The organism is Verrucomicrobiota bacterium (assembly GCA_027622555.1).
Taxonomy (GTDB): domain Bacteria; phylum Verrucomicrobiota; class Verrucomicrobiia; order Opitutales; family UBA2995; genus UBA2995.
Genome location: JAQBYJ010000043.1, coordinates 1 through 13,334 on the forward strand (window position 1 = coordinate 1; position 13,334 = coordinate 13,334).

Sequence of the window (13,334 nt, forward strand, 5' to 3'; positions counted from 1 at the left end):
GCTCGGAAGCAAGCTACCTCCTACATTTCGTATCGCATATACAACTGTAGGAGGTAGCTCGCTGCCGATTTCGAATGCTCAAACTTCCTATCAGTCACCGACCCCGCGGAAGAGACCACGGGAAATTACAAGTTAAAGAACGTTTTATGGAAGTTAGCATAGAATATGGTAAGCCCACTAAAAGTGAGGATACAAAAACGCACCCTTGCAGGCTAAAACCGACATGCGCGAGGAGCTGCGTTCCAGCCCGCAACCTGCTTGGTCACGTTGTTATCTACGCTCCCGCGCTAGCTTGCGAACTGCGCCTTCCGCCGTCGCCCAAGGGCGTGACACGTGCTCCTCATCACATTGGTTGATGTCGTTTCACTCGGTACAATTTTTTGAAACGCTTGAGGTAACTATCGAGGAATGAGTTCGTAGTCCTTCCAGTCACTCTGGATGTGGTAATTGATTTTCTTATGCGGAGAGGTTGAGGAGAAAATGATTTTCTCTCTGTCCTGAAATCTGTCGTAGCGCGAAAATGAAGTCTTCAGCACCATACCCGGCGTGAGTGGGCCATGAGTGGTGATGGCTTCGGCATTCACTTTGGCCAGAACGGTCCAACGGTGGTTTTCATGGTCCACGTCAACCCAGCTGGTCAGTAGTGGCTCCTCCACCATATAGTCTACCGCACGTATTCCTTTCGCCCTCAGCTCGCTGATCGCCTGGAAATCAGGCCAGACAATTTGTAAGTGAACATTTCCAGTCGTCACGTGGAATTCGAGGTAACGTTCACTGCCGGGGGTAACGAGGAATATTTCAAACACGTCGCCCATTTCCCAGGTGGGATCATTTAACTTTGTGGCTGTGTTGTAGATGTCTTCGTCCTCCAATTTGGCCAGGATCCAAAGGCCATCAGAATGCCACAGAACCCTGGCTTCGGCCGGGCGGAAATTCGGACTGGGAGCCTCCACCCAGACTTCGGCATAGTTAATTGCTTCTGCCTCGGAAAATACTTTTTCGATCCCTGCCCAATCCCCGATCGGCATGTCTACCTCCAACTCCTGAAAGGTGAGTTTGTTCGCCGAATCACTTGGGTCATCCATTTTGCCGCATGACGCGAAAAGGAGAGTTGTAAGAATCAACCATCCAGATGCGAGATGAGTTGTGCTTTTTATTATACTCGTGGTCATTTTCAATTGCTCATTCCTCAACTTTTTTCAGGCGAAAGGTGAAGGCCCAAGGGTCAAATTCGACTTCGTTGTTGGATTCGATTTGCGGCGTGGCCTTGACGGGCATTCTTTTGGAAAGTGTAGCTTTCAGGTCGGCAAATTGTGGATCCGCAGCAAGGTTGTTCCATTCATTGGGATCGCTTCTGTGATCATATAATTCTTCCCCGCCATCACGGTAGCGAATGTACCTGAAATCTTGGGACCTGACCGAATAGTTCCCGGGGCCATGCGTGGTTAGAGCCGGCCGATCCCATACACGGTTTGGATTTTCCAGCAGAGGCACCAGACTGATTCCATCCAGACCTTCCACAGGATCGAGTCCGCAGAGCTCGTTCAAAGTAGGGAAAATATCGATCAGTCCTACCGGTCGCGAACTTCGCTGGCCTGGTGTGGTCTTTCCGGGAGCGACCACGATAAAAGGAACCCGGGTGCTGCGTTCCCACAAGGTAAATTTGTGCCAGTGTTCCTTTTCACCCAAATGCCATCCATGGTCGGACCAAAGCACTATGATGGTGTTAGTTGCATAAGCGCTGGCATTCAGGGATTTCAACAACTCACCCAGCAGCGCATCTGCCATGGAGATGCTCGCCAAATACGCTTGAACCGCTTCAGGGTACCGGCCTTGCGACTTCAGATAATCAAAATCGGGTTTGCTGCTTTGGGCCATTTGTTTCCCCGATTCCGGCAGGTCATCCAGATCGTCTTCCTTGAGGATTGGCATCACGATTTCGTCGAGCGGATACATATCGAAATAGGGTTCTGGCGCATACCATGGCAGATGCGGTCTGAAAATTCCCACCGCCAGAAAGAAAGGGTCTGTGTGCTCCATATCGAGAAATTGATCGGCCCAGGCAACGGCCCTGCCATCTCCTGTTTCCATCAATCCTTTATCCAGTGGCCCCCAGTCAAATTCACGGGGACCGCCGGGTGGGGATTGAACCGGGTTTCGCACATTCTCCAGACCGTTTAAGGGGAACCCCTCCGGCCACTTCACTACAGGTTTCGGCCAACCACCCAACGACTTCAAACTACCCGCGGGATAGCGATGGTAGGGATCGTCCCAACGCTGCTTGAAAAAATAATGCCACTGATCAGGCGGATTATGGCCCGGCGTGTGATGAAAAACCTTGCCCCCACCCTCCACTCGATAGCCATGTGATTTGAACTGCCTGGGAATGGTCAGGAGACTCGGGTGGTTGTAAGGCCAATAGGAGCTATTCCCATACACACCCGTTGTCGTCGGATCCAGACCGCTCAAGAGAGCCAGACGCGAAGGATTGCAAACCGGAGCCGCGCAATGCGCATTTTCGAAAAGCAAACCCCGCTCCGCCAAGCTATCAATATTCGGCGTCTTGACCTGGGGATGCCCGCCTAGGCAGCCGACCCAATCATTCAAGTCGTCCACACAAATCATCAGCACGTTTGGGCGTTTGGCCGCGGTATCCAATACGGCAAAACTCAAAGTTAAAACGACCAACACTCCGAAGTTAAAAACTCTGAAAAGTGATTTCAAATGTAATTGGGGTTAGAGGTAATTCGACAAACTTGATAGAGAATCAAACTACATTTTCGCAAACAAAAGGAAAGGGGTTTCTCAAAAGAATCTTCGCCTTCCTCTTTTTAATCACTGATGGTTTAAATGAATTTTCGAGGCTGGCCCCCACATTCTATTGAGGTGTATGACGGTGTTGAATCTCCCGTATATCGCGAGCTTGCCAAGTGAAAGTATGAGACAACAATTACAACTATGAAAAAGTCTAAGTTGTTGGTGGCATCACTCCTGTCTTTCTTCTGTACTTTTGCGGTGGCAACAGAAAAGCCCAACGTAATCGTAATCCTGGCGGACGACATCGGCTTCGAATGCTACAGCGGTTATGGGAGCGAGTTTTATTCAACGCCCAACATCGATAAGCTGGGCGATACGGGTGCGCAATTCACACAGGCTTACTCGCAACCTCTTTGCACCCCTTCACGGGTCAAGATTATGACTGGGCGGTACAACTTTCGAAATTACGTTACTTTCGGCCGCCTGGATCTGGCTCAACCAACCTTCGCAAAAATGGTAAAAGACAACGGCTACTCCACCTGCGTGGCTGGTAAATGGCAGCTGAGCGAATTGGACCTGGAAGGGCCCCACGAAGCGGGTTTCGATGAGTATTGCCTCTGGCATTTTACTCCCGAAAAGAAGAGTAAACAACAGCCATCGGAGCTGTTTCGTAATAAAGGTTCACGCTATAAGTCACCGAAGCTTTTCCGCAACGGCCAGCTGGTTCCGGATACCGAAGGGCTGTATGGCCCCGACCTGGTGACTGATTACATCCTCGATTTTATCGAGCGCAAACAGGACGAACCCTTTCTGGTTTATTACCCAATGTTCCTCGTTCACAGTCCCTTCGATCCGACACCGTTGAGTCCGGATTGGGAAGTGACGGACAAGGACCGGGGAGGTCTGGCCCATTTCCGGGAAATGGTCAGTTACATGGACAAGAATGTAGGGCGAATTGTCACCATACTTGATCAGCTCGGTCTGCGGGAAAATACACTTATCCTGGTTACAGGCGACAATGGTACGAATAAAGCGATCACATCGCCCTTTCCCGGTCGCGGTGAAATTCAGGGCGGTAAAGGTTTGCTGACCGATGCCGGTACCCGGGTGGCCTTCGTCGCGAATTGGTTGGGACAAATTGAAGCGGGAACGACGATGGACTCACTGGTCGATTTTGCGGATGTGCTGCCCACGATCGGAGACGTCACAGGATCCACTATTCCAGATGGAAGCGACGGACAGAGTTTTCTTCCCCTGCTGCACGGCGACACCAGCAAAGCCCGACCCTATAATTTCATATCTTATTCGAGCGGGGGTCCGAAGGATGCTCCCTTCCGTTGTTTTGTCCGGGATCAGCGGTGGAAACTCTACGCCGACGGACGACTCTTCGACGTGCCAAATGATTGGCTCGAAGCGTCACCCGCCAATGGTCCCGAGGCAGACAAGGCCCGCAAGCGCTTGCAACCCATTCTCGACCGTATCCTCAAAGATGCTCCGGCAGGATACATTCAATACGATCCCAAGGCGACTCCTCCACCCGACCAGGAATAAAATAAGCATTTTTATGATCTTAAGACCCTCTATAAAAACAAAACGGTCGTTTCGATTAACTGAGAACTCCTTATGACACAAAAGGCAAAGGGAGAATCTTAAGACCGCTGGCTGTTAGTCAGCTTTTCAACCAACACGTTTCCAAATAAAGAGAAGAAAAGAAGCGCCAGAATAAATAGAGTAACAGGCCGTTCTAACAGGTAGCTCCATTGACCACCGCTGATCTGATAAGAGTAAATCAATGATTCTTCAGCCATTCCGCCAAGGAGTATTCCAACGACCGCTGCTGGAACGGAGTAATTGAAGCGTTTGAACAACCAGCCAACTATGGAAAAAATCATAACAGTTATCGGCCCCGACATATCTCCGGTCAATCCGAAGGCTCCAAAAATGGCCAACGCGAGCACGGAAGGCACCAAGTAGCGCATGGGGACTTTTACTACATTTGCCAGTATCGGGATAAAAAGCAGACCAAGCCCCATGAGTAATACCGCCTGTCCGAAATTGGCAAAAATAATAGCGTAGACAATGTCTGTTTCTTCCCGAATAAATTGAGGCCCGCCTGTGATGTTGTGCATCGCGAAAGCAGCCAACATAACCGCAGTTGCTCCGCCACCCGGAATTCCCAAGGCTAGTAAGGTCGCCATGGACCCTGCCTCAGAGGTGCTGTTGGCCGATTCTGAAGCGACTACTCCCGCAGGATTGCCTTGTCCAAACGACTTCGGATTGGCGGCTTGTTTCTTGGTAAGCATGTATGAAACCAAATTGGCAATGGATGAACCCACACCAGGTACCGATCCTATAAATACGCCTACCAAACTACCCTTCAGAATAATCCACGGATAACTAATCGTTTTTTTGAATCCGGAAAATATTTCCCTTATGCTTACAATCCTGGCTTCGCTGTCCTCGACCAGATAGTTCGTCTTGGCAAGTTTGAACAGTTCGGCGGCCGCAAACATTCCAATCATCGCTGGAATAGCCGGAATGCCGTCAAGCAGATAAGGACTTCCCATGGTTCCTCGAGACACTCCTGCTTCACTATAACCAACCGTTCCAATCAATAAGCCAATCATCCCGGAAATGATTCCTTTCAAAAGGCTGCCACCGCTCAAGGTTCCGATTAGGGTTATTCCCCAAAGGATCACGACAGCCATTTCTGCCGGGCCGATTTTTAGGACCAGTTTTGAAATAGGACCAATGAGAATAAACAAGATGCTGTATCCGATTATGACTCCAATACACGAAGCACCTAATGCAATCCCAAGCGCGGTGTTGTGCTGACCCTTTCGCGTCATAGGATATCCATCAAACGACGTTGCAATAGAAGAGGAGGTTCCGGGAATGTTCATCAGAATGGCAGGGATGCTTCCTCCAAATCCTCCACCAGTGAATATGGAGGTCAGGAAAAGCATGGCTTGTATGAAATCCATATACAGAGTCACTGGCAGGAATATTGCCATGGCCATGGAGATTTGTAACCCCGGCACGGCTCCGAATAATAATCCGATAAGAATACCCGGAATAATAATCAACCAGTAGGAAGGATTTGAAAACAATTGCGTCAGTCCATCGAACGCTGCTGAATAATCGATCATGACGGAAAGACTAACATGGGCATGGGATAAGGAAGCATGGCTGCAAAAAACAATGAGACGATGGAAGCGAAGCACACCGCATAACCAATAATCCAGGGCCACCGCCGCTCGCCATTGAACCAAAGGAACACAGCGATAAATATTCCAGTACCTACATCAAATCCAAGCCAGGGCAAAGTAAGTGTATACATCACAAAAATACCTATAACAGGAAGTACACTTGTTACAGGTTCAACTTCCTCTTCTTCAGGTAACCGACGAAATCCCTGACGAACAAACTGAATCAAACACAGAACCAAGATGAGGCCCGTAAGTGGCAGAATAAGTATCAAATTAAGGACATGGGTCGAAGCAGTATGAGCGTCAAAAAAGTACCATACTACCAAACTTGAAAGAACCAACAGCACCACAAGATCCGCAATCTGATTACCACTGAATGATTTTTTGATTTTGTTCACTTTACTCCGACATCTACAACTTCAACAAATAGGAATAGTCTTTAAAAATCGTAAAACTTGTCTCCATAATTTTCTCAGATTCTTCGGGCCCTGTCCATCGACTTCCAATATCTGAACGCTTTAATTGTCGCTGAAGTTCTTCATCCTGCAATGCTCGTTGAAATGCAGAGACAAGAATGTTAAAGCGTTCGGGATGCTGGTGCTTGAATTCGGCGGTAGTCGCGAAACCTCTCGCCGACCCAGGAAGAACAGGCACTGAGACACCCAATGGTTTCAAGGCCTCATTTATGGAAGGTGCATTCCATTCATCATTTGCCTCATGGCTTACAATCGCTAATGGTCGGATATACTCCCGGATGGTTTCGGACCCCGTAGCACTGATAACGATAAAGTCCACCACTCCACCCGCAACAGCGGCACGGGCCTGGCCACCGCTATTGTAAGTAACCAGGTTGAGATTTTCTTGAGGAATCCCACTCACTTCAAGAAGAAGCTTGGCCATTAAATGCCCGGCGGAGCCGCGAACCACTGAGGCCTTGATTGTTTTTGGTTTGTCGCGAATGCCCTGAATGAGTTCAGGTAAATCGCGAAACTTTGACCCTTGGTAAAGCGCAATCAAGTCTTCATCAAACCATTGAAAATTTATGTAGGCAAAATCGCCTACCGTATATTTGGCATTCCCTTCAAGAATCGTATTCAGGAGGTATGGAGAGAAGGTATTCGCAAATACAGTGTATCCATCAGGTGGTTGCCCCAATACATAGTTCGCTCCCAGCAACGTTCCAGCTCCCATTTTATTTATTACCTGGATGGGCTGCCCCAGCTCCTCGGATACGGTAGTCGACATGGCACGAGCCATCCGATCCGCACTGCCTCCGACCCCGAATGCTACCACCATCGTCACAGGTTTATCAGGATAATCCTGAGCGACACTCGTATCGGGAAATACAATCAGGAAGCATGACCCGATTAACAAATAAAGGCAAGACAGGCTCATAAACGTCTCTCCACAAATGGTTGATTGCTTCATCGTGCCGTCCAGCCAAGCGGGATTGAACCCGCTTGGCTAGTCTTTTGAAAGTATAGGCAATGGGTTCCTAGAACCTGAACGAATTAGATAAGTAGATTGTGCGTGGATTCGGAATACGGATAACGGCCACCTGGCCATCCGGATTGGTTACGACCGGTATATCGTCATTGTCACCGAATGCGTTGCGGATGTTGAGACGGATTCTCCAATCGATTTTGTCATCCCAAATTCTCCGGCTGAAGGAGGCCCAAAGATCTCCACTGAATAGACCATCATCCAGAAACGGTCTATTGGTATCAGCAAATGGAATGGGCACTTCAGCGTTCGAATCAAAGGTAGTGACGTATCCGGTTGCAGCTTCATCTTCCCAACGAATAGCTCCCCCGACTTCAAACCCCTTAAGACGTCCCTCCAAGAATTCGTAGTTGGTTACGCCTGTAAACCGCCATTCTCTTTGTTCAGCCGTTTTGGTACCATCTCGGGCGGTCAATGACACCAATGGTATAAACCTATCTCTAAACCAAGTGTCCCCTTGGGTACGGTCGGCAACTTGTCTCTGTTGTATCACCTCATACGTACGGGAAGCTCGGCTATTTGCCAAAGCCTCTTGCCAGACTTTGAGCATGAGCTGTGCGGTGTTGGAATTCACACTTTCCTGTCTGCTTATGTTTGCCAATACTCTCCAGCCAGGGGTCAGACGTGCAACCAGTTCAATTTCCATACCCTCTGCCACTAAATCGCGCGTGGAGCTCAGATTTTGAATACGGTCCCAATCGAAAGTATCCCAAGTTCCATCTCCATCGGAATCTTCCCGGCGAGGATTGATCAGCGTGGCCATTCCTGCAGGAAGATCTTTTTCAGCCAATTGATAATATTGTTCATAGCTTTGAATGGGAAACGCAGCCGGATCTCCATTAACCAGGACAAGATTTTCGGCCCAGAGCTTTCCACCCAGTTCCGCCTGGCGGTAAGAGGTCAACTGTCCAATAATGTCCTGAGCAATATCAGATCCAAAACCTACATCGATTTTCGTTAGACTGGTTTCAAACCAATTTACCTTAACGGAGAATCTGTTCTCTGCGAAAGATGCCGTAAACCCATATTCCTTAGTCGTGCCTGTGGGCTGACTTATGGTTTGACCCAAGGCATTATTCCTTAAGCCAATCGGATTAAAGTTCTCAGACTCGGCATAATGAGCCTGCAGGTCCATTCCTTCGGGCAGGCCTCCCAGGATTTTCTCCGGATACCTCCCTACTACGCTCCAAGTAACCGTGTCCCCCGTTTCGACAAGACCTGCAGTCTTTGACAGTCTGGTGAACGTAGGATCCCAGCGCCCCTCAGAATCAGTATCGTCGAAACCCACTTCAGACTCACTCGCTCTGCCAAAGCTTTTCGTGTCGTCTTCACGATAACCCGCTAGTCCGACAATATGGTTATTCAATAGATAACTCTGCCACGACAGAGCCTTTGATTCAATTTCAGTTCTCCCAATCGATTCTTCCCGCAGGATTTGTTCGAGAACCCAGGTTCCTCGTTCCACTTTCCTAGGCGCAGGATTACTGGAAGAATATTTACCAACATTCAGCATTTCTGCATAGATACCATCAAAAGTGTCTCCATGTTGTGGCCTTTGGATATTGATCTGTTGAAGTCGCACATCATCTATGGATTGAAGGCCCAGCAGCGACTCACTGGTATATACCACAGCGTTAACCACTCTACCCGACTGGTTCAGAAGGCGATTTCTTCCTGCGGAACGACCATCGAAATCAAGACCGTCCAGTGCATCGAGAAGAATGGTTCCATGCGTATCGACCTGATAATCGCTGAAGAGACCGGTGAATCGATGCTTTCCAAAATGTTTCAACCAGCCATCGTTTTCCGTAAGGTCAATCTCACCGAAGGCCGTGATTCTAAATGTCTCACGATCAGTCTCCGAGAATTCGATTTCAGGAAAGACAACCCGTGTATAAGCCCGACCAAAATTGGGATTACGCTGTCCATCGGTCAGGTACTCCGAAATCGAGACGTAAATGTCATAGGGACCGGCCGTGCTTCCTCCGCCACCTCCGGTAAAAAAGAAATCCTGAGTCGATTCATAATGCTGATCATCGTAGGCAATATCGATGCCAAATCTATTGTCTAAAAACGTTTGTTCGAGCGCGAAACTCTTTGCATCAAACTCGCGTTCAACGTGGTCAATCCCACCGGAATAAACCTTGTTATGATAATCAAATACGTTCCTATTCTGCAAACTAGGGACTGTAAAGCCGGCGGCAAATGGCTCCGCATAGGGACTATTCGTGTGGTATTCGGTAACCCGTTTCACCTTGGTGCTTCCGGGAGCATCCGCACCGAACGTAGTAATGGCTGCAGCCGTACCAGCTAAACCCGTGCTGTCGAGCGTATCAGCATTGGTCCACGGGATAGCGCCATAATTGACCTGAAGTCCATCTCCCGTGCCGACATCGGGAATCGCCGAATTCGGATTGGTCCAAGTAATCCCGGGCCCTTGGAATAAGGATGGGTGCACATTGGTGAAAATCTGATTCTCCTTGTTTAAGATAAACGGATTGTAGGTTTCCTGGAATTTCCAGTTACCTCCCTCACTAGGGGATATAACATTGGCTGTAGGCTTCGAACCAGTGAATTGCTCAAGGTTGGCAGGAGTAGGTTCAAACCATCCATGGTAAGCGACTGAGGGCGGGATGATTTCCACGGGCGATCCTTTGGAATTACCGGTTTCATAATTGGTCTTAAACCGCGTTTCACCCAGGAAATTGCTGTTTTCATTTTTAAATAAGACCGCCGTTAAAGTGGCAAATAGACGTTCATCTCGATTCCAGGCTGGTTCCTGTTTAAACTCTGCATCGTCATGCAGGCCGGCTATTCTCAGAGCAACTCGATCATTGGCAAAGCTCCGGTTAATATCGAGCTCCGTCCTCAAGCTACCGTAATTATCAAACCTGATTTTAACTTCTCCAAAGTTTTCGCCCATGAGTGCTTCTTTCAAACTGTTATCAATCACTCCTCCCGCACTTCCGATGCCGAAGAGCAATGAATTGGGCCCCCTGCTGATGGTGACCCGGCTCGTATTGTAACTATCGAATGGAATGTCCGTCAAAAAGAGTCCCCGGGTAAGATCGGCACTTAGGATACCTCGAACCCGTTGATTGCTTTGCGGATTCGTTCGCTGACTTGAAATGTCGACCCGGCTGGGATGGACATCGGCCCCGCCGGCAAAATTGCCATGATTGCCACCGACTTCCGTATTCGCGGTGTAAGATAACAAAGACCCGGCATCCGTAGCACTGAGGTCTTCCATTAGCTCGGAGGTCACCACTGAAATAGCGGCACCCAAATCATTCAGATCCGTTCGAATGCGCGTGCCCGATAAGGTGGATGTTGCGGTGTACCCACTATCCTCTGAGGCATCCACGGTAAATGGGCTGAGTTCAAAGATGTTTTCCGTGTCGTCCTCCTGAGCGTTGAGTGTGCCAGAATTACCAGCAACGCCAAGTGTTAGCACCGTGGCCAGTGTTTTTAAAAAGTTCTTTTTTTTAGGAGTCATTTCAGTTTGAGATTCTTGAGTTGTTTTTAATGTTGGTTGATCGCTTTGGCCAAGGAGTTCATTTTCACCTGGCAGTTCCTGATTGGTAATACCGAATGCTTTACCATCACTAACCGGGACGACCACGAGTTGGGTGCCCTCCAACATCAGTTCCAACGCTTCTCGAACAGGGAATCTCCCTTTTACCGAATGCGTAGTAACTCCTCTTACAATCTCTGCTGCGTAGAGAAGTTGGATTCGACCTTGCTCCGAAGCGGTGACAAGCGTGTCCACCGCCGGACCGGATTCGATGTCGAAACTTTCTTCCCTCTCCTCGGCACCACTCAATAGAGTACAGAACATCAACGTTCCAGCGAGTGCCGGAACTCTGATCACCTTCCAAACAAAGGGTGTCATTTGAGATCTGCAGGTTGAGATAGTTAAAAGTCATCGAAGGCGGGTTTGCTCTTCGAGACACCGAGTCAGCTTAGTATTACTAAGACTATTTTAACTTTTTTCTTAAAGCACCAAAAATAGAAAATTTAAAACTCAACAAGGAAATACACACGGGCTTTCTGAATAAATACGAGACGAACGCAAGATTGCTATAAGGTTATCCGATCTTCAAAGTGCGACGTTGGAATTTCGAGAAATTAACGTTTTTTGCGAAGAACAATAACAGACTCGCCTACCTTCTCGCCCTCAATGCCCTGAGTGACTTCCAAAACCTTAACAAAGGCATCTACATTGTTAGGCACAAATGCTCCCGTCAATTCCAGCCCCCTGATTTCAGGATCTTCGATCGTAATCTGAGTATAGTTTCGGCGATTAAATTCATTAACGATGTCTGAAAGAGGAGCAGCCTGGAAACTAAGGACTTGTTTCAACCAGGAGAGTTGTTGCTCGATTTCCACGGTCGAAACTGTTTGGACCAACGCTTCAGGTTCTGCCGTTTTCAGATCGAACACGGATCGCTGACCAGCAGACAAATGCTGGGTAGGAACACCCAGCAAATCGAGAGGCTGATCGAAGGTCTCAGTATCCCGGTGGTCAACAGCCACACGTCCCTCGGTGACCAACACGCTTACGGAATCCTCTTTGATTTGAACATTGAAGATGGTACCAATGGCTTGAACAGCAACACCACGGGCATTCACAATGAAAGGACGATCCGGGTCTTTAGTTATGGTAAAGTGGGCCTCGCCCGATTCGAGCGTTACCTGCCGCATATTTTTTGAAAATTCAACCAGTGCTTGAGAACCTCGATTTAACTCCACAATGGAGCCATCTTCCAAGCGATGCCGCTCATACCTTAATGCGAAACCTCCTGCTGCAAGTTGTATCGATTTAGAAACCTCCTCTTTACTCACAACATTCCAGGAAACGAATCCAATTACCACGGCAGCGGCTAATCCAGTCACAAAAAGAATTATATTACCAAAGGAATTTGAACGGTCCTTAGAGGAGGAGGCCTGTAACAAATCAGGATTAGGTTTAAGGCTGTGCTCGGGTCGCCACTCCGCCAGTGAATCCAATTCGCTCCAAACCTGGCGACGTCTAGAAAATGCTTCAGCGTGCTCGGGATCTGCAGCAAGCCATTCAAAAAATGCGTCCTGTTCCTCAGCGGTGAACCCTATGCTTTGCTTTATCGCCCACTTAGATGCCTCAATGTCCTTAGGCCGCTCTTCGGGGTTCTGTGATTCCTTACTCATGATAACTGTATCCTGTTGCGACTCTGGATAAATTTCGTGCATTTATCCAGCCCGATATAAAGTTGGTTGTAGACCGTGGTGTCGGAAAGCTCCAGTTCCTTGGCAATCTCTCGTGGCAGCATGCCGTAGACCTTATATAAGGTGAAAATCTGCCTACAACGTTTCGGAAGAGTCTGTATGGCGAGTGTCAGAGTTTCGAGCTCCTGGTTTCGCTCAATAATTTCGTGGATATCCTCTCCGTTATCGAGCATGTCAAAATCATCACCCTTGTAGTGAATGTTTTCGCCACGAACGGCCGCTGCGCGGACTGCGTTGAGTGCAATATTTCGTGCTGTTGCAAATAGAAAAGCCTTCGGTGCCAAAATTGGCTTCTCCTTATAAGCCTTCAATACCCGCAGGTAAGCTTCCTGAACAATATCATCCAGATCCAAATCCCGGGCAAATCGACTCCTTAACCATGCCCGGAGCATAGGTTCATGCGGATGTAAATGATCCGCAAACCATTGATTTTCCTCTGAAAGACAGTCAGTCATTCCCTAATAATTGAACTTCATCGTCCTACCGGACAAGCCAAGTGTTGTGAATTACCAAAAGTTTTTTGGAAAAATGCGAATGTCGCTGGGTGGGATCACAAGGAATTTTACTTTTAATAGAATAGCAAATGGGAAAACCCATCCG

General features: G+C 48.4%; 9 protein-coding genes. 1 reads left to right on the top strand and 8 read right to left on the bottom strand.

What is annotated here, in order from left to right; genetic code table 11:
- Positions 1–398: 398 nt before the first annotated feature.
- Complete coding sequence (locus O3C43_12540; GenBank protein ID MDA1067321.1) at positions 399–1,172, bottom strand: carbohydrate-binding family 9-like protein; 774 nt, start codon at positions 1,170–1,172, stop codon at positions 399–401.
- A gap of 10 nt (positions 1,173–1,182) precedes the next feature.
- Positions 1,183–2,724, bottom strand: a complete 1,542-nt coding sequence (locus O3C43_12545) for a sulfatase (protein MDA1067322.1) — start codon at positions 2,722–2,724, stop codon at positions 1,183–1,185.
- Between the two features lie 234 nt (positions 2,725–2,958).
- Here O3C43_12545 and O3C43_12550 point away from each other — a divergent pair, with 234 nt between their 5' ends.
- Positions 2,959–4,308, top strand: a complete 1,350-nt coding sequence (locus tag O3C43_12550) for a sulfatase-like hydrolase/transferase (GenBank protein MDA1067323.1) — start codon at positions 2,959–2,961, stop codon at positions 4,306–4,308.
- A 98-nt stretch (positions 4,309–4,406) separates the two neighbouring features.
- Here O3C43_12550 and O3C43_12555 read toward each other — a convergent pair whose 3' ends face one another.
- The 6 genes from O3C43_12555 to O3C43_12580 form a co-directional block, all read right to left on the bottom strand.
- Positions 4,407–5,906, bottom strand: a complete 1,500-nt coding sequence (locus O3C43_12555) for a tripartite tricarboxylate transporter permease (GenBank protein MDA1067324.1) — start codon at positions 5,904–5,906, stop codon at positions 4,407–4,409.
- Entirely contained in the window at positions 5,903–6,364 is a 462-nt protein-coding gene (locus O3C43_12560; GenBank protein MDA1067325.1) for a tripartite tricarboxylate transporter TctB family protein, read from the bottom strand. Before O3C43_12560 ends, O3C43_12555 begins: the two co-directional genes overlap by 4 nt.
- A gap of 13 nt (positions 6,365–6,377) precedes the next feature.
- The gene (locus O3C43_12565; protein MDA1067326.1) at positions 6,378–7,394 is read right to left on the bottom strand and encodes a tripartite tricarboxylate transporter substrate binding protein; all 1,017 of its coding nucleotides are present in this window, start codon (positions 7,392–7,394) and stop codon (positions 6,378–6,380) included.
- A 67-nt stretch (positions 7,395–7,461) separates the two neighbouring features.
- Entirely contained in the window at positions 7,462–11,361 is a 3,900-nt protein-coding gene (locus O3C43_12570) for a hypothetical protein (GenBank protein ID MDA1067327.1), read from the bottom strand.
- A 236-nt stretch (positions 11,362–11,597) separates the two neighbouring features.
- Positions 11,598–12,656, bottom strand: coding sequence for a FecR domain-containing protein (locus O3C43_12575; GenBank protein ID MDA1067328.1), 1,059 nt, complete (start codon positions 12,654–12,656; stop codon positions 11,598–11,600).
- Complete coding sequence (locus O3C43_12580; protein ID MDA1067329.1) at positions 12,653–13,189, bottom strand: sigma-70 family RNA polymerase sigma factor; 537 nt, start codon at positions 13,187–13,189, stop codon at positions 12,653–12,655. Before O3C43_12580 ends, O3C43_12575 begins: the two co-directional genes overlap by 4 nt.
- Between the last annotated feature and the right edge of the window lie 145 nt (positions 13,190–13,334).

Coding starts and splice junctions, on each gene's coding strand:
- O3C43_12540 (MDA1067321.1), bottom strand. CDS start 1,172: ATGACCACGAGTATAATAAAAAGCACAACTCATCTCGCATCTGGATGG.
- O3C43_12550 (MDA1067323.1), top strand. CDS start 2,959: ATGAAAAAGTCTAAGTTGTTGGTGGCATCACTCCTGTCTTTCTTCTGT.
- O3C43_12555 (MDA1067324.1), bottom strand. CDS start 5,906: ATGATCGATTATTCAGCAGCGTTCGATGGACTGACGCAATTGTTTTCA.
- O3C43_12565 (MDA1067326.1), bottom strand. CDS start 7,394: ATGAAGCAATCAACCATTTGTGGAGAGACGTTTATGAGCCTGTCTTGC.
- O3C43_12570 (MDA1067327.1), bottom strand. CDS start 11,361: ATGACACCCTTTGTTTGGAAGGTGATCAGAGTTCCGGCACTCGCTGGA.
- O3C43_12575 (MDA1067328.1), bottom strand. CDS start 12,656: ATGAGTAAGGAATCACAGAACCCCGAAGAGCGGCCTAAGGACATTGAG.
- O3C43_12580 (MDA1067329.1), bottom strand. CDS start 13,189: ATGACTGACTGTCTTTCAGAGGAAAATCAATGGTTTGCGGATCATTTA.